At 36.8% G+C, this 23,954-nt stretch carries 17 protein-coding genes and 2 pseudogenes; 2 read left to right on the top strand and 17 right to left on the bottom strand.

Annotation, left to right across the window (positions count from 1 at the left end; all coding sequences use genetic code 11):
* Positions 1–1,055: 1,055 nt before the first annotated feature.
* The 4 genes and pseudogenes from QUF86_RS26980 to QUF86_RS26965 all read right to left on the bottom strand — a co-directional run bounded on the left by QUF86_RS26980 (position 1,056) and on the right by QUF86_RS26965 (position 6,301).
* Positions 1,056–2,786 carry a phospho-sugar mutase gene (locus tag QUF86_RS26980; protein WP_289336329.1) on the bottom strand — a complete coding sequence of 577 codons (1,731 nt, stop codon included), beginning with the start codon at positions 2,784–2,786 and terminating at the stop codon, positions 1,056–1,058.
* A 667-nt stretch (positions 2,787–3,453) separates the two neighbouring features.
* Positions 3,454–3,968 (bottom strand): annotated as a pseudogene (locus QUF86_RS26975) (NUDIX hydrolase).
* 93 nt (positions 3,969–4,061) lie between these two features.
* Complete coding sequence (locus QUF86_RS26970) at positions 4,062–5,318, bottom strand: glycosyltransferase (RefSeq protein ID WP_289336328.1); 1,257 nt, start codon at positions 5,316–5,318, stop codon at positions 4,062–4,064.
* Entirely contained in the window at positions 5,315–6,301 is a 987-nt protein-coding gene (locus QUF86_RS26965) for a phosphotransferase (protein WP_289336327.1), read from the bottom strand. Before QUF86_RS26965 ends, QUF86_RS26970 begins: the two co-directional genes overlap by 4 nt.
* A 1,302-nt stretch (positions 6,302–7,603) precedes the next feature.
* Between QUF86_RS26965 and QUF86_RS26960 the strand changes: the two genes are divergently transcribed.
* A complete protein-coding gene (locus QUF86_RS26960) occupies positions 7,604–7,849 on the top strand; it encodes a hypothetical protein (RefSeq protein WP_289336326.1) in 246 nt (81 codons plus the stop codon).
* A 235-nt stretch (positions 7,850–8,084) separates the two neighbouring features.
* Here the strand turns inward: QUF86_RS26960 and QUF86_RS26955 are convergent.
* Positions 8,085–8,315: pseudogene (locus QUF86_RS26955) on the bottom strand (transposase); the annotation flags it as partial.
* A 93-nt stretch (positions 8,316–8,408) separates the two neighbouring features.
* Between QUF86_RS26955 and QUF86_RS28790 the strand changes: the two are divergent.
* The gene (locus QUF86_RS28790) at positions 8,409–8,654 is read left to right on the top strand and encodes a helix-turn-helix domain-containing protein (protein ID WP_353957712.1); all 246 of its coding nucleotides are present in this window, start codon (positions 8,409–8,411) and stop codon (positions 8,652–8,654) included.
* A 438-nt stretch (positions 8,655–9,092) separates the two neighbouring features.
* Here QUF86_RS28790 and QUF86_RS26950 read toward each other — a convergent pair whose 3' ends face one another.
* From QUF86_RS26950 to QUF86_RS26895, 12 genes are all read right to left on the bottom strand, one after another.
* Positions 9,093–10,106 (bottom strand): NAD-dependent epimerase, encoded by a 1,014-nt coding sequence (locus tag QUF86_RS26950; protein WP_289319010.1) that lies wholly within the window; start codon positions 10,104–10,106, stop codon positions 9,093–9,095.
* 815 nt (positions 10,107–10,921) lie between these two features.
* Positions 10,922–12,109 (bottom strand): hypothetical protein, encoded by a 1,188-nt coding sequence (locus QUF86_RS26945; RefSeq protein ID WP_289336325.1) that lies wholly within the window; start codon positions 12,107–12,109, stop codon positions 10,922–10,924.
* Positions 12,096–13,538, bottom strand: coding sequence for a glycosyltransferase (locus tag QUF86_RS26940; RefSeq protein WP_289318864.1), 1,443 nt, complete (start codon positions 13,536–13,538; stop codon positions 12,096–12,098). The genes QUF86_RS26945 and QUF86_RS26940 overlap by 14 nt, the downstream gene beginning before the upstream one ends.
* 415 nt (positions 13,539–13,953) lie before the next feature.
* Positions 13,954–15,273: a UDP-glucose dehydrogenase family protein gene (locus tag QUF86_RS26935; RefSeq protein ID WP_289336324.1), complete on the bottom strand. Its 1,320-nt coding sequence runs from the start codon at positions 15,271–15,273 to the stop codon at positions 13,954–13,956.
* A gap of 1 nt (position 15,274) precedes the next feature.
* Complete coding sequence (gene galU / locus QUF86_RS26930; RefSeq protein WP_289318862.1) at positions 15,275–16,177, bottom strand: UTP--glucose-1-phosphate uridylyltransferase GalU; 903 nt, start codon at positions 16,175–16,177, stop codon at positions 15,275–15,277.
* Positions 16,178–16,385: 208 nt separating this feature from the next.
* A complete protein-coding gene (locus tag QUF86_RS26925; protein WP_289336323.1) occupies positions 16,386–16,652 on the bottom strand; it encodes a hypothetical protein in 267 nt (88 codons plus the stop codon).
* 673 nt (positions 16,653–17,325) lie between these two features.
* Positions 17,326–18,147 carry a class I SAM-dependent methyltransferase gene (locus tag QUF86_RS26920; protein ID WP_289336322.1) on the bottom strand — a complete coding sequence of 274 codons (822 nt, stop codon included), beginning with the start codon at positions 18,145–18,147 and terminating at the stop codon, positions 17,326–17,328.
* Between the two features lie 373 nt (positions 18,148–18,520).
* On the bottom strand, positions 18,521–18,868 hold the full coding sequence (locus tag QUF86_RS26915; protein WP_289336321.1) for a glycosyltransferase: 348 nt from the start codon (positions 18,866–18,868) through the stop codon (positions 18,521–18,523).
* A gap of 1,001 nt (positions 18,869–19,869) precedes the next feature.
* The gene (locus QUF86_RS29015; RefSeq protein ID WP_483313968.1) at positions 19,870–19,953 is read right to left on the bottom strand and encodes an alpha-helical endospore appendage domain-containing protein; all 84 of its coding nucleotides are present in this window, start codon (positions 19,951–19,953) and stop codon (positions 19,870–19,872) included.
* A gap of 518 nt (positions 19,954–20,471) precedes the next feature.
* Positions 20,472–21,128, bottom strand: a complete 657-nt coding sequence (locus tag QUF86_RS26905; RefSeq protein ID WP_289336320.1) for a hypothetical protein — start codon at positions 21,126–21,128, stop codon at positions 20,472–20,474.
* Positions 21,128–21,448, bottom strand: a complete 321-nt coding sequence (locus QUF86_RS26900; protein WP_289336319.1) for an alpha-helical endospore appendage domain-containing protein — start codon at positions 21,446–21,448, stop codon at positions 21,128–21,130. The genes QUF86_RS26905 and QUF86_RS26900 overlap by 1 nt, the downstream gene beginning before the upstream one ends.
* Before the next feature lie 304 nt (positions 21,449–21,752).
* Positions 21,753–23,162 (bottom strand): glycosyltransferase, encoded by a 1,410-nt coding sequence (locus QUF86_RS26895; RefSeq protein ID WP_289336318.1) that lies wholly within the window; start codon positions 23,160–23,162, stop codon positions 21,753–21,755.
* Between the last annotated feature and the right edge of the window lie 792 nt (positions 23,163–23,954).

The following is a 23,954-nucleotide window of genomic DNA, read 5'->3' as shown; positions in this document are numbered from 1 at the left end:
ATAAGCGTCTAAAGTTACTTGCGTCAGTTCGCAATGTATCCGTATGTCTAGACCCTATTCACTCAACAGTTTTCACCGTACACGCCCTTTACCGGTATAACTTTGCAATTAAAGTAAATCATCTAACCCTCTTTCTTAATCCATAATCTGGCCTTTTAACGGAACAACTTATTGTCACTTAACAGTTCCTTAAACCATTTTTTAACTTCAGATATTCTTTTTTCACTATAAAAACCCTTTAGAAGATGTTTTATCTAAAGGGGTAGAACGATGCAACTTTTTATAAAAGATTCTACTTTCATTCAAATTCGAAAAAGGGTTGCAGCTTAGAATCATTGGGCGTAAGTGCGGATAATTAGCTTCATTTATTTCTAGTAAATAATCATCCATTTTTTCAGATTCACAAATTAAATTCACTAACTTTACTCACCCCAAATTTAAAAACGCATGTTTTGGGATTATTCAGGAGAAATAAATTTTATAGGTGTACTTTACAACTATTTTGCCCCCGTCGTTGAACAAGGATATATTTTCTTTAATTTGATTGTACGATAATATGTATGCTGTTCCATGTTCTAGTTTTCCTTTTTGAGACTTCACTCTTTTAAGGCTCTTTTCTTATAGGGCTTTTCTTATTGGGGATGACCTCTAAAGGGGTGCCGATAAAGACCTATTAAAAAAACTCCCTATTTAGCACCTTTCATAAGGCCCATCCTAGGGCCTGTACAACTGTACTACGTAACGTCATACGGTATCAGCAAGGCTACTATCATAGGGGGGATTTTGAGGATTGGAATAGTATATTATATGCTCAATACTCCAATCAGTGCCGAATAGTAATACATATCAGCACCCGTCCCCTCATACTCAACCCTTATTTCAGCCCAGAAAGGCATAAGACGACTTACGGGATCTTGTTTCTAAGAAGGGAGAGGCTGGGTGCTAGGTTTAGAAGGCAGTACCAATCTATCGAAAGACAAAAAGGGTCCTCTTTACATAATGAATGCTGACCCTAGTTATTTTACGAAGATCCTCTGAATGAGAGTCTTTCTTCTTTAAAGCAAATTATTGATTCTTCTCATAAAGTCTTCCATAACGGTGGATAATTTCCCCTTGGCTTCGTTCATCGAGTTTCCTTGAACACCGAAATAAAATTTAATTTTAGGTTCAGTTCCGGAAGGTCGTAAACATACCCATGTTCCATCTTCAAGAAAGTATTTTAATACGTTCGATTTTGGGAGCTTTATGGCCTCTTCCCTATTTGTCCCAAACGTGTATTTTTTCCTGCTGAGATAATCCTCTTGAACCACTACTTTATGACCAGAGATTTGATCTGGTGGATTTTCACGGAATTCATTGAGAATCGCTTGAATTTGTCTGGAACCTTCAATTCCTTTTAAAGTCAACGATCGCAATCCTTCCAAGTAATAGCCATATTTATCAAAAACATCCAGTAAACCTTCGTACATCGTTTTGCCTTGCTTTTTGTAATAGGCACAGACTTCCACTGCCAGAATAGTCGCCTGTATGGCATCCTTATCTCGAGCAAAATCTTTGATTAGATATCCATAGCTTTCTTCATAGCCAAACAGGAAAGAATGTTCTCCACTTGTGTGGTATTCATTGATTTTTTCAGCAATGAATTTAAATCCAGTTAAAACATCTACCGTTTTTAAACCATTTTGCTCAGAAATCGCCCGTCCTATTTCTGAAGTCACGATGGTCTTTAATACGACTCCATTTTCTGGAAGGGTCCCTTTCTTTTGTTTTTGTGAAATTAAATAATCCAAAAAGAGAGCGCCTGTTTGGTTGCCTGTTAATACGACATAATCTCCAGCATTATTTTTCACGCTAATTCCGAGCCTATCCGCATCCGGATCGGTGGCAATCAATAAATCAGCGTCGACTCGGTTTCCAAGCGCGATGGCCAATTCAAAAGCAGCATGTTCCTCTGGATTAGGCGATTTAACAGTAGGAAAGTTAGCATCGGGCATTTCCTGTTCTTTAACAATATGGACATTTCGATATCCTAGATCATGCAAAGCACGTTTTACTGATTTATTGGCTGTACCATGAAGCGGTGTAAACACGAGCTTTACATCGAGTTCATCTGCTAACTTTGGATCTTCCGGAATAGTGAGCAACTGCTCATTATAAGCAGTATCCAGTTCTTCCCCAATGATTTGAATGAGCCCTCTGTCCTTTAGGATTTCTTCTTCCTCCACTACAATGGAAAGCTCATTTTCAATCGCGTTCACGTAATCAATGACTTGATCCGCCGCTTCAGGAGGTAGCTGTGCCCCGTCTGATCCGTACACTTTATACCCATTATATTCAGGCGGATTATGGCTTGCTGTAATGACGATACCGGCAAATGCATTCAGTTTACGTACGGAAAAAGAGAGCTGTGGGGTAGGCCGTAATTCATCAAATACATAAGCTTTAATTCCCTTTGTTGCCAAAGTCTTGGCTGCCTCCAATGCAAATTCTGGAGACTTATGTCTTGAATCGTAAGCAATTACGACTCCTCTGGATTTTGCCTCGTTTCCAAACGATTGAATATACTCAGCAAGTCCTACAGTCGCTTTTCGCACGGTATATATGTTCATCCTATTCGTACCTGGACCAATTTCCCCTCGCATACCACCCGTCCCGAATTCCAAATTTTTATAAAAGGCGTCTTCAAGTGCTATTTCATCATTATTCATTTCTTCAAGCATTAAGCGCATTTCATTATCTAAATTTGGGTAACTTGTCCAAATAGTATATAAAGACTTCCAGTCCATTAAAAACAGCTCCCTTCCAGCCTGTATGTTTTTTGCTTTGTTTGGCACGTCTTTTCCCTTTAACACTTAGTACATATTGTAGGCGATCAATTGAGCATGGGATCTAAAAACCAGCATTCCTAAAGTATCCAATCCGAAATCAACTTTAGCTCTTTGAGTAGTTCTCCATCCTGCAACGGGGCTGTAGAGTCGCCAAATGGCGTCTCTTCCAAAGTTATTGGTTATGATCCATTCATATTCCCCAACCAATACTTTGGAAAAAGCGTCATTTGTCCTTCATCCATTACCCCTTTGGCAAGAAGAGTGACAATGCGGCTGGAATACACTATGATTGTGTACCCTCAAAAAAACGACACCATTATCATCCATTGTCATCCTAGGACTCTTTTTAGTAAGGGGGGCTGAATGTTCTCAGGAAGCCTCTTCAGGGTATCTTCAAGCATATCGAGAGTCTATCGAAAAAAGTATCGACTAACGGAAGCATATCGTTTAAGGCGTTATGGTTGATGCCGTCAAAGCAAAATAAAAGATGCAGATGATCTTTCCCATGATTTCATGGATTATAACTTACAGTGGCTCATTCTTGCTTACCATAACGGTTTCTAAAGATGAATCAAAGTCAAGGATAGCCATCATTTGATCCTTTAGTTTTCTAGCATACACCTGATTATTTAACTGCTAAGGCCCTTAGATTTTTTCTAGAGAGCTGAAGCGATCCTCGAAAAAATTCAATTGCCAAACCTGAATAATTACAAATTTCTTTTTTGATATCGGGATCCATATCTTTTGGCAGCTGATTGATTGGAAAGAAGTGTACAGCACTTCCTTCTTTACCATCAGGTTTCAAAGTTCCTTCTATAATTTCATTTGTTGTATAAAAAGCGTTAACAGAATAGAATTGATCTCCATTTGGTAAGTGAATAAAATAGTTTACGCCTGATAAAACTTTTAGAAATTGTAATCGACCAATCGTTAAACCTGTTTCTTCTTTTACTTCACGCAATGCTGTTTCCTCTAATGATTCTCCTACTCCATAAGTCCCCCTGGTAATCCCCATACTTTTGTATCTGTTCGAAATTGTAATAAAATCTGCCCAAGTGGATTAAATACTAATACTTTTGCCCCAGTTAAAATGACTGGCCTTTTTCCCACAAGCTTGCGTAAATCTTCAATATAGCCCATGTCACTCCCCATCCTACTTAAATGATAACTATTGGGTATCCAGCTTGTTTTTTCGTTATGATAAATTTTGTTTTTAAATTTTCCTTACTTGATTTATTTTTTCTTTTTCTTTTTTTTAGTTTTAGTTTCCGTTTTCGTTTTAGTTTCCGTTTTAGTTTCCGTTTTCATTTTAGTTTCCGTTTTAGTTTCCGTTTTCATTTTAGTTTCCGTTTTCGTTTTAGTTTTAGTTTTTGTTTTAGTTCCCGTTTTAGTTTTAGTTTTTGTTTTAGTTCCCGTTTTCGTTGTATTAACGAGAGAATATAATCTTTGTTGCTCAATAATTTGTATATTGACATCAAATTTTTCTTCAATGACTTGCCGTGCTCTTTCCGTATAGTCGTTCCAAATCTCTGGATGTTCTAAAAAGAATTGTATGCCTTTCGCTAACTCAATATCATTTTTTTCTGGAGCTAGGTATCCTGTTCTCTGGTGTTCAATCAATTCAGGGATTCCCGCGTGTTGAGTGGAAACGACAGGTAAACCGCTAGCCATTGCTTCTTTTAAGGCATTAGGAATGCCTTCGATATCACCAGTTTTAGCTGTCTGACTTGCAAGACAAAAGATATGAGCTTTTTTTAATTCGTCCGAAACTTGTTTTGAATCCATAACTCCTCTAAGAATCACAACATCTTTAAGGTTATATTCTGCAATGGCGGATTTAATTTTTTTCTCATCTTCACCTGCTCCGATAATATGCAGTCTAGCATTTGGATATTGTGTATTAATCCGTTTAAATGCTTTTATAAGAGTAATAAATCCTTTTTTGTCTACAAGTCTACCTACAGATAAAACTCTTATTTCGCCTTCTATGGGAAGAGTGCGGTTAGAATAGGGGAAAAGATCTAATTCGATACCACCATATAACACATGCATATTTTTAGCCGGAATTCCTAAACTTCTTAATCCTTCTGCAAGATATTGGCATACAGGGTAATAGTGTGCACCATGTTTATTTAATGCTGAATATCGCTTAGCATTTTTTTCGAAAATTTCTGGTCTGTCAGAACCATCACGCCCTCTAATGCTAACAATCAAAGGGATATTATATTTTTCACATATAGGCAAAATCTCTTGTCCGTGTGATCCGTGATGAGCATGAATGGCTATGATATCTTGTTCTTCGAAGAACTTTTTTAGATCTTTAATTTTGTTTAAATTATAGTAGTTTTCAAAGGGGAATTCTGTACGGTTGGTATTGTCGAATGGGCCGATTACGATTGAGCGATATTGACTAATTTTTACGATTTGATTATATATAAAACGTTGATGTGTTTTGATGTTTTCACTCACAAAAAAAGCAATGGTTTTCATCCCACCTCACTCCCTTTAATAAGAAATTCATATTTGCTTTTCTCGCGTTCTGCTAATTGAACTAATAGTTCTTGATAATTACTTGATTTTTTTATTTTTTCTTGTTCTACAATTTGTTTTACTTGCTTGTGAAATTCATGAGGAAACATAGAATCAGCTTTATAAATGTCTTTGTATGGTAGGTCTTCAGAACAAACTTTAAAGTAATTTTCAAACAGAGGATTTAATTTGGATAGAGGATCATTTTTAGAATTACGTGTAATTGACATCATGAGAAAACGAAAATCATCTAACGGTGAACCGAAGTATGCATGATCAAAATCAATAATAAGAAATTCCTTGTTTTCTGTTGTGAAAGCATTGTTCATGTTGAAATCCCCATGGCAAATGCTATTTCGTTTAGAGGTTTGTTGAAGATATCCTTCGATATCACAAGTTTGCATAAGGTGATAGACACTTAGTCCTATTTTAGTTATCTCATTGATTATGTCTTTTAAGGTAGGTGAACTAACGGAAGACGTCCACTTTTTTATTTCATCAAGTTTATCTGAATAACTTTTTAAATTTTCCTTGTTTGGAAAAAAATTTTTTTCATTAAAGCTAATAAGCTCTTCAAATTTAGCATGTGAATGAAACTCTGCCAATCCTTCGATGCGCTGCTGTTCATTTATTGGCTCCAGATTATTGATATATTCAGAAACATAATAAAATTTTTTCTTTGTTTGGACATATACTTGGCCCTTTGTCGTCTCAAATACTTTGGGTACAGAAAATCCAATTTTAAATAATTGATGATGAAGCAGAATTGGAAAAGAAGAATTGTCCTTTTTTACGGCTTTTAATACAAGACGTCGTTTATTTTTCGTATCGTGTATCACCCAAACCTTATTTTCTTTAGGTTCCTTAATAAAAACAACATCCTTTTCTGACAAATTATACTCCTTAAGAATTTTCAATGGAGTTTTCATATTTTTAGGGTTCAAATTACTTTCTCCTTTTTATTAACTTACATATTTTTATGTTTTTTTGTTTGCATGTAATTCACCCATATACCCATCTCTTTTTATTTGATTTTGGGTTTTCCTCATTAAATTTTTGATTAAATTGATTTGCCCATGTACTCTTCAAATCTACTAATATCGAATCTGTCTCCATCCATCGTTTTCCCATAGACATTTTCTAATTTCAGCATTTCATTAATGGCATCCGTTATTTAAATTTCATCACCAACTCCAGGATTTATCATTTCTAAATAAGAAAAAGTCAATGGTGTCAATGACAGCTAAATTTGGCGGTGAATCGTTTGATGGTTTTTCAACAATATTAATAACTTCACCTATACCACTATCTATATTTCCAATTCAGAAACACCGTTGTTTGACAACAACTGATTTTCAACTTCATATAGGCCGAGTACACTTTTTTTAATTTTTCTTAAACTCTTACTAAGTAACCTAATCCAGCCGTCTCTTTTTCAAAAATAACTTCATCAGGCAACAATACAGCAAACGGTTGATTTCCAACAAAGTTTTTCCCTAAGAGGATTGCATCACTAAGCCGCTAGCATAAGGCTGTCTAGTATATTGGGTATGAATATTGGGTTCGAGTGACCGATTAAAATATCCGCAATCAAATTTTTGATCGTGAAACGACGATTAATATTTCCTCAAGGCCTGACGCCATTGCTCCTCTACTTTTTTGTTTAGTGTAGTAATCATTTAACAATGTGAAAATTGTATTTTCTATAGGGTAATGTAAACCTTCTTAATAATAAATGAACTAGTCCTTTTTTTTGTTTGGACTATTGTCTTTATGTAAACCTTTTTAATAATAAATGAACTAGTCCTCTTTTTTGTTTGGACTATTGTCTTTATGTAGACCTATTATTAAGATTTATATAAGAATTTTTTGTAAAGATTGGGCAAAACTCTATTTCGATATAAAAAAAGTAGATTTTCCTACGCTAATTGGAAGCCTGGTAGTCTTTCCGGAAAATATACCACTCTAAGATTGTAATAATCGGGATGGGTTCTGTAGTAGTAAAAAATATACCAGACTTCAGCTTGGCTTATGGTGTTCCAGCTCAAGTAATAAAACTTTTAGAGGACAAACAGTAGTAAGAAAACCATTTAGATTTAATCTTTCTTACCTATTAATCTATATAAATCTCACAAAATCCCACTATTTATATCAAATTCCACTATATATCCATAACGTTAATTACAATTATTCCATATAAATAAATGATGAAAGTCAAATTTTTGCTAAAAAAAGGGGATTAAGATATGTCAGTACTTTACTCAACAGGTCCTGTTGAAAACATGAATGGTGACAGTTCCTTAGACCCATCATTTACGTTGGACAAGCTTTTTTATACTGTCGTAGTAAACATTCTAAATAATAATGAAAGAAAGAGTACCGAAGTAATAATAGAAGTCTACGGTGTAGATGGTCTAAAAAACATAGTAGGACGGTATAAGGGTGAAGTAGAGGAACAATATGGTTACACTTCTGAATTAGAAGTATATTAATTAAACCGTTTTAATTCAAATTGAGCTACGAAAAGACGATGTCCTCGCATCTGTGACCGGGAAAAATGCTTTAGGAGAAATTATAAGAGAACTGCCGTTAACACGCATAAAATCCTAAAAAGCTACTTGACCAATAGTGTTTAATCCAACTAACATGAGTCAATTTTATAATAGGTTTTTTTCTTCGTTGAGTGACCAGATTTTAGTTATTCATTTTTTTAAATGATTAAGCAGCTTAAGTCATTTTGTTCATTTGTTGGTTGATACTGTCTACTGCCAATTTTGAGGCATCATAAACAAGAGTCACAATATCAAAATGAACCTTGGCCTTTTTTCCCGTACGATATCGGACATTTTTTAGTTGAAAGAATTCTTTTATATAGGCATTGACTCGTTCAACGGCCATTCTTTGATTGTAAAGCTTTTTCCATGCTTCTGATCCACGACCTGGGGCGGTGCCTCTTTTTTATGCGTTGAACTCCTAGGGAGACAAGCGATTCGAATTATGAAATTCATTCACATAACTGAGTTTAACTGTGGCCGGATTTTTTTAGATTAGATGAATTGTAATCTTAAATGCGAAACCCAGAAAAAACAAAAAGCCCTACTCGCTTCGTGTAAAATAGTAGGTACCACACAACTTTTTTATAAGGAAACGAGTCTGAGCTTACTACTTGAGCGCCGACAACTAGAAGTGTTCCAAAAACTTGGGCATTCTACAAGAGAAATTGGTGCCGTTCTTAATCGCCATCATTCCTGTATTGCGCGTAAGTTAAAACGCAACCATAATATAAACGATGAATAACAACCAGGAGGCTCAAGAGAGTATGTTGAACGCCGTAAGATAAGCTTATAAACCCATTGGTAAATATCCTTTAGACCTAGCCGAACGGGTTCAAGAAAAGTTGGATCTTACATGGTAACCTGAGGCCTTACTGGTCGCTTATCGTATAAAACAATTTATAACTAACTTTAACAAGGGAAGTTATTGACTAAGGACCTTTCCATCTGGAGAAAGAAATGAAACGAACCAAAATATTGTTTTAAAATTAAACTTCTGGTTTAAATGTCTTTCTTCCTTCACAAAGAACATCATCTTGAGCCATAGTTCACCTCAACTTTTGTTATCATAAACAAAGTTGAGGTGAGAACTTTATAATTTAGTGCGGGTTTATCCTTACTGAATGAAGTAGAGAGTACATCAATATTTTTTATTCACTTGTATCCAACTTAGTAATCTTCACTACTTCCTTTTTATATAGTACTTATTGTACCAATTTACAAACTGAGTTAAACCTTTTTCTATTGTTGTTGAAGGATAGAACCCCACATCAGCCTGCAAATCGGAAATATCTGCATAAGTCTCCTTAACATCTCCTGGTTGCATTGGTAAGAATTCTATTTTTGCCTTTTTGCCAATTAGTTTCTCTAATGTATTAATAAAATCCATTAATTTTATAGGATTATTATTACCAATGTTATAAATTTTGTATGGGGCATAGCTTGAACTTGGATCAGGATTAGCTCTATCCCATTTTTCGTTATATATCGGTGGATTATCGAGTAATCGGATTATTCCCTCAACAATATCATCAATATAAGTAAAATCTCTTCTCATATCGCCATTATTAAAAACCTTTATTGTATTCTCTTCAATAATATTTCGAGTAAAAGAGTAATAAGCCATATCAGGTCTCCCCCAAGGACCATACACCGTAAAGAATCGGAGTCCTGTGGTTGGAATATTAAATAAATGACTATAAGTATGAGCCATTAATTCATTAGACTTTTTTGTGGCAGCATATAAACTTACTGGATGATCCACTGAGTCTTTAGTTGAGTAAGGGATATTAGTATTTGCTCCATAAACAGAACTAGAGGATGCATAAATCAAGTGCTCTACATTATATTGTCGACAGGCCTCTAAGATATTCACAAACCCTACTAGGTTTGAATTAACATAAGAATCCGGGTTGTCTATGCTATAACGGACTCCAGCCTGAGCTGCTAAGTTGATGACTATATGAATCGTCCTGTCTTTAAATATTCGATTTAATTTTTCTTTATTTGACAAATCCATTTTATGGAATTCGAAATTAGGGTTTTCTTCTAATACCTTGAGACGATCTCTCTTCAAAAGAACATCATAATAATCATTAATATTATCTACACCTATTACATGATAATCTTGAGCCAACAAACGTTTTGTTAGGTGGAAACCAATGAAACCTGCAGCTCCCGTCACTAAAATGTTCATAGTATTAATTCCAATCCTTTCTATAACTATAGGATTTTGAGATTTTTCTGGAACACTGAGTAAGCATTCGTAATCATACATTGATACTTTCGATCCTTTACAGCAACAGAGTAAAGTTCATTATGACGGATATAAGACGAGGCGAACTCAGAAATCTTCATTGGGGAGAGACTTACGATTCATTCGTAATCCACCAATGACATGATATCCTTTTTTGATTTAAGCCTCATGATTTTTTCACTCGTATACCCGCCGCTGTCAACTAGCACAAAAAAAAATACATTTTCAGAAGATGGACAGTCTTTTCTGCTTTTGAAAGGTAACTACAGTTTTGCCAATGCTCTTTTAAATAAGGGAGGAAAATTCGAGTAAATCAATAGTCCTCTGTCACTACATGAGCAGTGACAATACAATGAGGACCATATACTTTTCCCGACTGAATGAGGAAATGATGAACGTAGCGGAACAAGTTTCACCTTGCTTTTCACCAGGGTTATTAATTTTCTCTTTATAAAAAGTTCAAGCGTTGCCTTTTCATTCAATTTTTGACACGATGGAGATTCATTTGATGCGTTGAACCAAGGTAAAGCTAATAATTACGCGGCCAGCACAAACAATAATGCCGTGAATAAGAAAGATTAAATGGTGTCCTCGAGGTATAGTTACGAATGAAGTTTAAGCTAAAGCGATCTTGAAAACCGTTGAATGCGAAGTCACCATAGGTTTAAATATGCTCCTTTTTGTGGAAACTAAAACTTCAACAAAATGGCATAATACTCGCTTTTACATTTTTTCGTAAGGTTCAAGTTACATAACTATGACTCTACAAGCGTATTATCATTTTCATCTAATGGAATTGGTGTTTTTGTCCATTCAGCATGCGTATCAGGATCTATCTCACTCACTTGTTCTAGAAAAGAATCTAAAAAATTTCTTTCTCTCAGGTCTTTAAATAACTCGAGAGGTCTTTGTTGTTCACGTGAAAACGAGTACACATGATCGACTAATTTAAAACCATTCCTGGTTATGATAATATGCCGTAGTGGGGCATCAATTTGTTTGAAACCCGATTTTTCCATTGTTTTCAATATATAGAGTAATCGTCTGGTTATGTCCTCAGAAAGTTCAGATTGTTTTTTAAGAAACGTATTTAAATCTGGTCCTAATAGATATTCCATTAAAATATAATTGGGTCCTGTTTCAAAGACTTTCGGGATAAAAGTCAAGTCTTGACTTGATAAAAGAACCTTTTGTTCCTGATTTGCATGTTCAGTTTTCCCGTAAAGTTTTACGCATTTGTCTTCAGAGACTCGATAAACAGCACCTTGATGCCCTTTTCCAATTAGTGTTTGTGTAATAGCGCTATCCACTTTTACTCCATTACCTGAACCTCCAGAGAGGACGGTAATGTTTCTAAAGTCCAAACTATTTTGATTGAAATAATTGTCCCACTCATTGAAGGTGTCCGGTTCGAGCTTTTTCACTTGGGCTAAGAACGAGTCCTTTAATAGGATTATTTTTAAATCTCTTAATAATTTTAATGGTACAGGGTGCATTCTTTTGAAGGAATTTACATGGTCAATCACCTTAAGTTCCTCATTACCAACGACGAAAATATGGCGTAGAGGGGCATCTATCATGGTGAATTTTGCTTGTTTTAATTCCTTTAATATATAGAGAAGTTTCTTTACTATAGAATCAGGGATATACGTACAATTTCTCAGGTATTCTTTTAAAGTTGGAGCATTAAAATATTCCATGACTATATAGTTTGATCCTGTATCATATACCACAGGCATAAAGGGTAAATGTTGTCCCGCTTTAAGTGCTTCTTCCTCCATTTTCGCTTGTACCGGGTCTGAATAGATTTTCACACATTTATCTTCTGATAGTTTAAATACTGCACCTTGAGCACCCATTCCAATCAGCGCATAGGTAGTGGGATTGTCAATTTCCAAAGATTTTTCACCTTTGGTTACAGTAATGGTTTTAAAATCCTCCATGATCTCCTCCTAACTGCTCATCTATAGACTTCTGTTGAAGCTGTTGAATTTTATTAAGCGCTTTTTTGATTTTTTCGGCTTTTTGAACCTTTTTTTCCTTTTTACGAGATGCTATTGTTTCATCAACAACTTCAGCCTTCTGATGAATTTTATCTTTTTTGTCTTTTTTATTGGATGCTACAAGTTCATCTTTGACTTTATCTTTTGTCTGCTGTTGAAGCTGTTGAATATAAACAAGGGCTTTTTCGGCTTTTTTTCTAGGTTTTATTGATTCGCGATCATATATAACTCGTTGTTTAGTCTTCTTATGGGTTTTTTTATCATTTTTATCATTTTTGCGAGGTGTTTCTGAATTTTGTTTACCTTTTTTATAAGGGGCTACAAGTTCATCATAAAATTCAGCTTGTTGTTGAAGCTGTTGGACGAGGTCAAAGTTTTGTTCGATTTTTTTACGAGCTGCTACTGTAAATGTTTCCCACAACTCTCTATTTGTTAACATAAATTCCAGCGCCTCTGCCAGTTCATCTACATTGTTTTCTTGTACTAAAACTCCCTCTTTGTGATTTGTTATTAATTCAGGGATTCCGGCATGATTGGTTGAAATCACTGGTACGCCAACCGCCATAGCTTCTTTTAATGTATTAGGTATTCCTTCTACATCTCCATCGGCAGCTTCTAAGCTTGCGGCGCAGAATATATCTGCATTGGTCATTTGATCTCCTACTTGATCTTTAGGGAGATGATTTAATAAACGAAAGGAATCTCCTAAATTAAGTTGATTTGCCAAAGAATTGAGATGTTCTTCAAGCTCCCCTCTTCCGATAATCGTCAGGGTTGCATTTGGAAATTTACCTCTAATCTTTTGAAAAGCTTGCATTAAGATGTGATGTCCTTTTTTTTCCACCAACCTACCCATGGATAAAATGTTTTGAGAGCCACCTTTATCTGGAGTTCGGTATTTGAATTGGTTAAGGTCAACCCCCCCATATAACACTCTAATTTTTTCTGGAGGACAACCCCAAGCAATTAACTTATCAGCTAAATACTGACAAACTGGAAAAAAACGCTCCCCTCGATCAAATAGCATTTTCATGTTGTCTAGATAGCCAATGGGCTGATTAGCCAGGGTTGCATCCCTGCCTCGAATACTTGTTACCAACGGAAGGTTCGTTTCCTCTTTAAACGGAAGTAATAACATCCCTAATTGACCATGATGAGCATGTAAGAGGGAGATATTATTTCTTTCCACATATTCTTTGGGTGAGAAAATTTCATTGAGATAATGAACCTTCTCATTCAAAAGGGAAAGATCTATCATATACTTAGGTTGTCGTACCAAATGAATATAATCATAATCAGGAACTTCTCGAATCTGTGAGATATATTGGGTCGGGTCAACCCTTAAATTCAAATGCATAACTGTGTGCAAGTAAACGCTCTCCTTTCAAGCATAGTAAGCAAATTTTCTGGTCCTTTTCAAGTATATTATGTATGACTCTATAGGTACGCATGGACTAAATGGAATCGAATTTAATTGGAATCGTTTAAAAGTGAATGGAAGTTGTGGACGTTCATAAGCTATAGCTGGGGCTCATAACATACAGTAAAGCTAATTGGTCGTGAGTATGTGTTTACATAATACAAAGAGGATTGAAGTAAGTGATATGACACAATATTATTGGCTATTTAAGAGATATAAAAAAGCACCCAAGAATTATCAAAGGTGCTGCATTGCAGGTTTGCCCGCCTATATAACCACTCACCCTTTTTATGCGTGAGCTTTTATAATATGGCTTTAAAGAATCATGTTCAAATTAATGCAGATGTTAGTAAATGCTAACCATTTATGTCATTCCAATAACAATTGCTGGTCTTCCTATTGGATAATATTCAATTTTCTTGCAAACTCTGATTCGATCTTCCTCAAGACAATTTCTTCCATCAAAAACAATCGGTTGTTTCATCGTGTTCATCAATGTCTCAAGATCTAAATGTCTAAACTCCTTCCATTCCGTGACAATAAATACAGCATCCGCATTCACTGTAGCTTCGTGGACTGAACTGGCAAAACTAATTGTATCCCTTAATATGTTCTTGGCATTATCTATTGCAACCGGATCATAAGCTACCACTTCTGCTCCCAGTTTGGTTAATGAATGCGCAATTTTGATTGATGGTGCTTCCCTCATATCATCTGTCTCTGGCTTGAAAGCAAGACCAAGCATTGCAACCTTTTTCCCTTTTAAATCCCCCAAGCGATTTATCACTTTCGTTACAAGGAGTTCCTGCTGAAAATCATTAATCGCTACTGTTTCTTTTAACAAGGAAAAATGTACTCCATTTAAGTTTGCAGTATGAAGCAAAGCTTTAACATCCTTTGGAAAACAAGATCCTCCATAACCAATACCGGGCTGTAAAAACGCTTCTCCAATCCTTTTATCTTTTCCCATTCCCTTTGCTACATCTTTAACATCTGCACCTACTACCTCGCATAAATTGGCAACTTCATTTATAAAGCTAATCTTAGTCGCCAAAAAAGCATTAGAAGCATACTTAATCATTTCCGCACTTCTAATACTTGTTAGTATAAATGGTACACTTAACGGACGATACATATCTTGTACTATCTTAGCCGCCTCTTTATTTCCAGAACCGATGATGATTCGATCTGCTTGCATCGTATCCATAATGGCTGACCCTTGTCTTAAAAATTCAGGATTTGAAACCATATTAATGGTGACCTTTTCGTTACAAAGTTCATCCATGATTTTTTTAATAAAATCATTCGTACCAACTGGCACTGTACTCTTTAAAACGACTACTGCACTCTGAACAAGGTTCGCAGCAATATCCTTCGCGGCTTGCACAATATACGATAAATCTGCTCCCCCATCCTCCATTTGCGGTGTTCCTACAGCAATGATGATAATCTCGGCACCATTTAGCGCTTCTCGATGAGATGTGGTAAATAGCAGTCTACCCGCTGCAGCATTTTGAGCAAGCAAATTCTCCAGACCCGGTTCATATATTGGAGAAATCCCTTGACGTAGACTTTTAATTTTCTGTTCATCTGTATCGATACAAATGACACTATGCCCTATTTCTGACAAACAAACACCAGTGGACAGTCCGACATAACCTGTACCCAAAACGGCTATTTTCATATTATTCAATCTCTCTCGTTTTAATCTGGTTTTCTTTTTGATTTACATCCTTTAAATAGGAAAGTACCTCGTCTTTTATATCATCCCTGCGCAAAGCAAAGTCTATTGTTGCCTTAATAAATCCAACTTTATCACCAATATCATATCGGTTTCCTTCAAAGTTATATGCCAATACGGCCTGCTGCTTATTTAGCTCATTTATAGCATCAGTAAGTTGTAATTCATTACCATGTCCAACTGGAAGCTTTGATAGAGTTTCAAAAATCTCAGGTCTTAAAACATAACGCCCCATGATCGCATATCTTGAAGGAGCCTCTTCCCTTTTCGGTTTTTCCACCAAAGAATCGATATGGAAAAGGTTAGGCTCTATCATTGTCCCTTTTGGCTTAATAATGCCATATTTACTGACATCCTTTTCTGGTACGTTCTGAACAGCTACGACGGAACTGTTGCAATACTCAAAAACATTGATGATTTGTTTCAGACAAGGTGTTTCAGACATAACGATGTCATCTCCTAACAAAACAGCAAAAGGTTCATTTCCAATGAAGCTTTTCGCGCAGAGAATTGCATGTCCTAGCCCCTTCGGTTCCTTTTGACGGACATAATAGATATTTGCCAAACTAGATATTTTCTGAACTTCCTCTAAAATATCGAGCTGATTTTTTCGTAAAAGTGCATCTTCCAACTCATAGGATTTATCAAAATGATCCTCTATTGATCTTTTTCCTCTACCGATTATGATAATAATTTCCTCGATACCCGAAGCTACTGCTTCTTCTACAATATATTGAATCGTTGGTTTATCAACAATCGGCAGCATTTCCTTGGCCTGAGCTTTTGTTGCAGGCAAAAATCGAGTCCCGAGGCCTGCGGCCGGAATAATGGCCTTTCGGATTTTCATAAGCTGCCTCCCTTTTGTCATTCATTAATCCTTTATATGCAAAAGGACAACTTCCGGTCTAGTTAGTAGCCCTATTAATCTCATTTTTATTTAACAGGGTCTAGTCGCCTAAACATAAAAGAATCCCAAGCTGGCCGAGCCTCGATCCTCTGTTGGTTTCGTGCCAAATAAAAAGATCCATAACACTTTAATTAATGGAGTTAGGTTTTCATGTAGAAGTCGATATATGTTTTGGATAAACATCTGCATGAGCTTTGAATGAATATTTTTGCGGCGGTTTGGGTAGTAGTAACGACTTCCTATTTTCCTTCTTTGTTACACTCCAATCGTAAGGGGTTAGGGCAACAATTTCTTTGATTAAAAGAATAGGATTCATCTCTTCCAGTTGCTCGGTAAAATATTTCTCGTCTTCGATAAAGAGTGCCATTAATTGGTGCATTGCACTTTTCAGAATCCCAACTGGCAGCATTTCCAAATCGGGTTGAAGCCAATTGTAAGATCAGAACACTTCTGTATGGTCAATGTCCTACAATTGGTAGGAATTTAGATTATTCCAAGAGAATATTGCGGTTTCGATCACTATTACACAACCAGTAATCAAATAAAATGTCTCCTGATTCCTCTAGATTTAGTTCCAACTCTAACCTGGACATTTCATTTTTATTCGCTAACGGGGAGTTTAATTTAACAAGGGGGATTAAAAATCTATAGAGGAATAAAATAGGAAATAAAACACCTGCCAGTTAGGTGTGCAATAATAAAAGCTGCCTCGGCAGCTTTTGCTCTTGATCTAACTAAAGATTGTCTTGAACTAGAACAACCTTATTTTTCATCTATCCTCATTCTTAGATCAACTGTGGCATGGCAAGCAGCGCAATAAGTAATATCTAAGTAAATGTGTTTTTTAGCAGTTAATAAAACTTGCAGAAAACAAACAAAAAAGGGTGAGAGAAAATGAATACTCTACACCCTTAAAAGAAAAATTTTATGTAAAAAATAGGGACTTTAAATTGCACATTCCTTTTTTGACTGATTACAAACTTTGGATAGTAGCAGATCGTTTCACAAGCTAACGAATTAGTCTACTTTAGCAACTCTTGTTGCTCCCTTACCATTCCCCCATATACACAACTATTTAATAGTTTCCATTATTTTGTTCTTATCCAGAAAGAACCCCCATGCTTTTCGACGCCCTGCATTTTTGGATCTTCCCATAGAGGATTCATAATCTTACTTAATTCCGAATCTTGCGCAATGAACATACTTGGGAATACGATCTCGTATTTAGTCCCTTCCGATAATAAAGCAGAGGCAAGCAAATATTGTTCATTGTAATACCGAGTGGCCCATTCTTGTGGGTAATCATAAGGAAGATAGATATCATGAAACTCGACAAAAACGCCAGGTTTTAATCTAGGCAAGATTTCCAGGAACACAACCGTTACATCTGAATTCATAAAAGAGCGATGGCTATTATCGATAAAAAGGACATCTCCCGCTTCCAAATCATCAAACAAATGCAGATCGACATCTTCAAGAGGTTGCCTCACAACTAGATCACAAATACAATCAATTTCGGCTCTCGGATTGGGATCAATAGAGAGAATCTTCGTTTGCAGGTTATGATCCTTAATCGCTTGTTTGGCAAACTTTGTGGAATTCCCGGAACCGATTTCGTAATATCGGACAGGGTTATTCTCGCATAAGAACCCATAGATAGCCACTGAATCCAAGCCAGGCAGCCATCCGTTTATCCAAAAGGGTCGCTCAGGAAACGCTTTATCTTCATCCTTGCCGATACGAACAAAATCGTTTTTATACTGTAAGAATTTTTCAAGATATCCCTCATATACCAACCGATTTCGATTAATAATCTCATATAATTTGGAATGCGGAGGTTTGTTCCACCCAAATCGGGGTTTTGGGCGTACTGGGTAATCAAGATAAATGAAATATTGAGGTTGACTCATTATTGATAATTCCTCCTTATTGATCGCCTCAATTTGCGGTGGAGATAAGCAAAGAGAGCATTTTCCGTTTAACACAATAATTAAAAAAACGAAAATATCCATCCGGCGAACAATTTATATGACGCTCATCAGGACTTCTTTTGTTGATCCGATCAGTGGGGTCAATCGATGAATGGATTACCCTTAAGTCGACCCTTCATCCCAGAGACCCTTTATATATAATTTATTTCAGAAGCATGTCCAATATGATTTTATTTAATAAGGAAAAAAATTTTGCATGATGATTAAATTCGGTCAGTTTTGAGCTGGTCTCAGTTTAATAACGATGTGCTCTAATCCAGCAATGCTAGAGAGGCATGCCCTGCATCTGATGTTAAGATCCCTCTCCCGCAACTCTTTTCAACACCTCTAATGTGGTTTTGGAGCATCTGTCCCATGTAAACTTTTGAGCATGATTTATTCCTTTATTTATTAGCTCTATTCTAGTTGGTTCTTTAAGTACTTCTGTTATTTTTAAAGCGATATCTTCAGGGTTAAGTGGATCAAATAACAAAGCACAATCCCCTACCACTTCTAGTATGCTTCCAACATTTGAACAAACGATTGGCATTTTGGTTCTCATAGCTTCGACTAACGGAATTCCAAAACCTTCAAAAAGAGAAGGGAATGTCAAGAAGCTTGCGTTTCTATAATATATAGGGCATTTCTTCTTGAGGGACATAACCTAGGAATTTTAATTTGCTCCGATAAATCGTTCTAATTTATGAACGATTTTATAGATTCATGTGCGGAACCAGTAAAAACCATATTGATTTTCACAATGAACTTTTTCTTTAGGATAACCATTGCTTTTAAAATGATTTTTGTTATGCCAAGTATTAGCTGGAAAAAATCCGAATTCATTCGGTAATTGATATTTATCAATCACCCTCTGATTCATGTCCTCATTGTGATATTCATAAAATTCTTGTGACGAGTCTAAATGGATGGCATACACTTTATCTTCCGGAATTTTATATTTATCAATAATGGTTTTTTTGAATACTCCGATATTGTCAGGACAGCTTTACAAGTGTTTATAGAGTGTTCATAAAATTTATCTCTCCATGCTAAGATGTTAGAATCAAAAAATTCAGGAAAGAATTCATGTTGAATGTCTGAAATAGTTACGACACATGGAACGTTAATAAGGGCAGGTTCCGAAATTAACAAGGGACAAAACCAAACATCCAGTTTCAAACTATGAATCCAAAGGCTTAATTGCCTATTTCGATCGATCATTTCATGGATAGGAATCTTATGCAATTTTCTATGATTTTCGGTGAATGTATCGATATTTTGTGAGTTTAAAAAAAGAAAAAGTTCGTCATTATCACTTGCATGTAAAGAGTAAGAGATTAGATTTCTAACGTATTGTTCCATACCGCCAATCTTTCCGGGAACCAAACTTAGCAAGTTTATACCTATTTTCATTTAATTTGACCAGTACCTCCCTGTTAACACTTTCCTTTAGTATTAATATGAGTTCAATGTTCCATTGTTCCAACAACCCGTAAATGTCTATGTTGATAAGAGGAGTGGCTCTGTTAATGGAATGAGGTCCAACACATTCTCAAATTTGAACTCGAGCAGCATTTCCTTCTTGATCGTGTCCTTTAGAGTTGTCGATTACAATCAAATCAGACAATGAAATCGATGCAAGTGAAAGCGTGATATCTGTGTCTAAACGAATTGTCTCTTCTCAGCTTCGGCATTGAGGATGTGAGCAAGTGCTAGTTCCTCAACAGCAATGGAACTTAGAAGCAACGGTATGGTTTATAATGGAAATAGTCGGTGCGAAATTAGGTATAAATGGATATGACAATGCAAATCTCTCCTTTTTTCCAGTTTTATTTTGTTTGTACATAAGTGTTTATATCAGTTTATTTTGTTACGATGAACTTCCTTCTATTCTCTATATTTTACTCCACAGCCATTCACACGACTGAGTGTTTATCCTAGTACATGCTTATTCGCTGATAAAGCGTCCTTGTTATTTAAAGGATTTATATTATGTCGCACCCATGAAGAAAACGAATCCCAGATGTCTACTTTCCTTGTTGTGTAACTATCTTTTGAAGAATTACCTAGAAAAAGTTGTACCCTTTTGACCGTTGGAAGGCTTCTCTAATTAATAAAAACAAAGTAGAACCCCCCTATAAGTATTCACTTTAAGGGGGGCAAAACCTTCATGCTTGCTTTGATAAGTGACCTCTTACGAAAAGTTTGGGTTAACTGTTGATAATCCTGGATTACTCCGTTAACGATTAAACAGGGTGACTATTTTAGATTCCGAAAAAGCTAATGGTTACCGTTCCGTTGCCTGTGCCGACACCGGCAATGTTGACTTGGTTCGTTCCGTTATTTCGTGAGCCGCCGCCAAAACCGCCGGTATCACCAAAGGTGCCACCAGGACCGCCAGCACGGCCAGCGTTAATAGCCTGGCCGCCGTCACCACCTAAATTAAGCAGGACATCATTTCCAGCTCCACCATCTGTGAAGATACCTGCACCGCCGGCTGGATTACCAGTAGTTCCGCTTTGTGAAGTAGCATTAGCATCAACTCCAACAAATCCTAGAGAAAGACCTGAAATACCAGCAGCACCACCGCCACCACCTGCAGCAACTAGCAGAGATGGATCAGTGAGAGCAGCAAATCCGGCCCCTCTCCATGCAAAAGAACCTCCGCCGCCACCACCAGCAAATATGAGTGGGTTACTTCCACCAACGCCTCCAGCTAATAACGTCAGTGCTTCCCCAGGTGTGACAGCAAAGTCACCTTGTATAGAAGCCCCACGACCACCTTGAATATTTCCAGGATTACCAGCTCCACCTGCCGCACCTACCGCGGTGATCCTCGCAGATATTGCTCCAGCCGGTACCGTGATTGTTGTACTAGCCGGTCCAGTAACCGTTTGTGTTGATATTAGTACTGGTGGCACTACTGGCTCTGCAATGGGATAAGATCCAACACATTTTCAAATTTGAACTCCAACAGCATTTCCTTCTTGATTACGTCACGAAGCGTTCTTTGGACACTAGCATTGACTGCAAGAAGATCAGCCAATGAAACAGTTCCAGGTGAAAGCGTGACAGCTGTGTCTAATGTACCTAATACAAATTGACTCTTCTCAGCTTCGGCATTGAGGATGTGAGCAAGTGCCAGTTCCTCTAATGCAATCGAGCTTAGCAGTAAAGGAATGGTTTGTCCTATTGTAACGGAAATTAAGGGTGTGATATTGGGAATATTAGGAAAAGACATATTAAAATCCCCTCTCTATCTTTATTATTTTGAACTTAGGTGTTATTAGTAAGATCTTCGTGTCGTACCTTGTTGATGAAGACTTTAATTACCTTTAATTACCTATAATTCTCTATATCTTATTCTTTGTTCATTTAAATGACTGAGTGCTTGTCCTTATAAAAGTTGATATTTTTTGCGAGTACCTTTTTTTATTCGTCGGAGCAACTGTCTCTGATGACAAAAAAAGACGAAGCAATCTTTGCCAGAAGCTTCGCTCGAATCCCTATTTAACTTCTATAAGTTCTATCTTCTAAAAGGAGTGTTACATTTTGGAATAGCAATACCTGATTATCTGCCAGATATTCTCCTGAAAGTCCTTACTTTGCTGCTCCATATTACTCGCGATGAAGGTGAGATGCCTGGTCGCCGTGAGGAAATTTTCCTGCCCAATGTAAATGATTGCTGTATTGTATCGAGCCATAAGTGATGAAGGATAGGTGGACAATATGTTCAAATATGTCCCTAACGAACCTTCAACAAGGTCTTTCGCATACAACTCATTCGCAAGGCCGAGTTCCGTTTGAATAATATCCTCATCGGCTCGTTTCGGACCTGACTCCCTCTGAACTAACTGTTTGATCCTGTCAGAAACTTGCCTGGCGCTATTTTCCCAGGTAAAGGTGGATAAAATCTGCTCACTTGCTTTCAGCCCTTTCTCCTTGACCAAGGTCTGATTCTCGTAGGCAAACCGCATTGACTGCTGTAAATCGCGCTGATCGATCGACAGCCACCATGGATAATCAACCGTATCGAGACTTCCTACCTTTTTCTCCGGTAAAATAACTTCCTTTGACGGAAGAAAGAAGGCTGTATCCTCGCTGCAAAAATCCCGGCACGACCCTTTATCCGGTACGATTACTGGAGTGCCGCAGGCCATCGCCTCGGCCATGGGCAAACCGAATCCCTCTCCTCTGTACGGATGGACCAAGCAATCACAGGCTTTATACAATCCGGCCATCTCTATTTCGGAAAAGTTTTTATCCATATATACGATGCGCGGATTTTTCGGATTAGACATTGCTTCAAGAATCATCTTCTCTAGCGTTATTCCTTTGTAAAAAGATTGAGTTCCCGTGTCTTTAATGAATAAACAAACATCATCATTCACCGAAAACTCTTTAAGATATGCCTGAAGCAGTACGTCAATTCCCTTTCGTCCAATCGTCCCTCCGACGAAAAGAAACCGAAAAGAGGAAGGTTCCAGAGTAAGAGCTTCGACATTTGGTTGAAATACGTTTTCGTCTACACCGAGTGGAATCACATGAATTTTGTTTTCAGGAATTCCTGAGCGAATGTAGCTTTCCTTATTGTATGAACTGTAAACCCAGATTTCATCCACCCAATATTTCATAGGAATATACCATTCTCTCGGAATGGCACCAAATTCCCATGGCTGCATACAGACCCATCGCCCGCTCTTTGGCATCGACCAATTGGGCGGCCACTGATGGGAAATTGTTAAGTCTGGATTATTATAAGGAGAAAATAACCTTTTTTCACCCTCTTCTTTAAGATGACGATCAAGCGGCGTTTCTGTCTTCGGTACCTCTTTTCTAAGATCAATATGGTGATCTTGCTGAAGATTCTTGCAAATTTTTTGATTTACAATCGCAAGGCTATGACCGGCAAAGTGTGAGCCTACCCAATTTATTTTAAATGTATCTATCTTCAACAGCCTCCTTCAAGAGTTGACGATGTTACTTCTTTTTCCCACTTATTATATTGAACCCCGTTAATAAGTTCCCAAAAAATCACTTTTTTATCGAGCTGGGATTATAGGATAGAAAATGACCAATTACAAAGAGGAAAAGAAATCATAAATGTTTGAAGTTTCTTGTCGCTATTCATGGTTGTAAACGGGGAATATAATGGGGACTCCCTAATTTGTGGATGAAATGAATATTGTATCTGCAGATGACCGCAACTTCGGTTTGGAGCGCAACAGGGGACTGGATTTTATGGCTGGATACAAACGAACTTCCGATATGACAACCTGCGTGATATCCATTTCGATGACCCTCTATTGTCTTTTCATGTAATATTATGGTGACAGCTCAGCCTCGGGTACAACGTTCGATATCCCGTATTCCGAAATACATCAAGAAATGAAATTCATTAAAAGATCCATGAAATTCTCAATGTAAATGAAGTCTTCACTACAAAGGACACAGCCAAATCATCAAGACTACTCCTTTTTAGGTATATCATTACGGAAATTTGGATTTGAACGTAATCTAAGCAAAACAATTAAAGACAGCCGAACTTCTTTGCTGTACCAATTAGAGTATTCAATATTGATCAGTTCTAAAAGGATTTACGGAGCATGGCTCGGTATTGAAAGGTTCCCTCAATCCATATTATGAAGATTTGCATTTCTCCAAAGGTTTTATCTAATATATCAAAGAAAATTTGCAGCTTCTTTCCATATAGGAGTAGGCATCTTCCATGCTTTGTACTAAGGTTG

It is taken from the genome of Peribacillus sp. NJ11, assembly GCF_030348405.1.
GTDB lineage: Bacteria > Bacillota > Bacilli > Bacillales > DSM-1321 > Peribacillus.
The sequence above is the reverse complement of the archived record's forward strand: the minus strand, read 5'-3'. Positions and strand labels throughout refer to the sequence as shown.

Coding starts and splice junctions, on each gene's coding strand:
- QUF86_RS26980 (WP_289336329.1), bottom strand. CDS start 2,786: ATGGACTGGAAGTCTTTATATACTATTTGGACAAGTTACCCAAATTTA.
- QUF86_RS26970 (WP_289336328.1), bottom strand. CDS start 5,318: ATGAAAACCATTGCTTTTTTTGTGAGTGAAAACATCAAAACACATCAA.
- QUF86_RS26960 (WP_289336326.1), top strand. CDS start 7,604: ATGTCAGTACTTTACTCAACAGGTCCTGTTGAAAACATGAATGGTGAC.
- QUF86_RS28790 (WP_353957712.1), top strand. CDS start 8,409: ATGAATTGTAATCTTAAATGCGAAACCCAGAAAAAACAAAAAGCCCTA.
- QUF86_RS26950 (WP_289319010.1), bottom strand. CDS start 10,106: ATGAACATTTTAGTGACGGGAGCTGCAGGTTTCATTGGTTTCCACCTA.
- QUF86_RS26945 (WP_289336325.1), bottom strand. CDS start 12,109: ATGGAGGATTTTAAAACCATTACTGTAACCAAAGGTGAAAAATCTTTG.
- QUF86_RS26935 (WP_289336324.1), bottom strand. CDS start 15,273: ATGAAAATAGCCGTTTTGGGTACAGGTTATGTCGGACTGTCCACTGGT.
- galU (WP_289318862.1), bottom strand. CDS start 16,177: ATGAAAATCCGAAAGGCCATTATTCCGGCCGCAGGCCTCGGGACTCGA.
- QUF86_RS26920 (WP_289336322.1), bottom strand. CDS start 18,147: ATGAGTCAACCTCAATATTTCATTTATCTTGATTACCCAGTACGCCCA.
- QUF86_RS26915 (WP_289336321.1), bottom strand. CDS start 18,868: ATGTCCCTCAAGAAGAAATGCCCTATATATTATAGAAACGCAAGCTTC.
- QUF86_RS26900 (WP_289336319.1), bottom strand. CDS start 21,448: ATGTCTTTTCCTAATATTCCCAATATCACACCCTTAATTTCCGTTACA.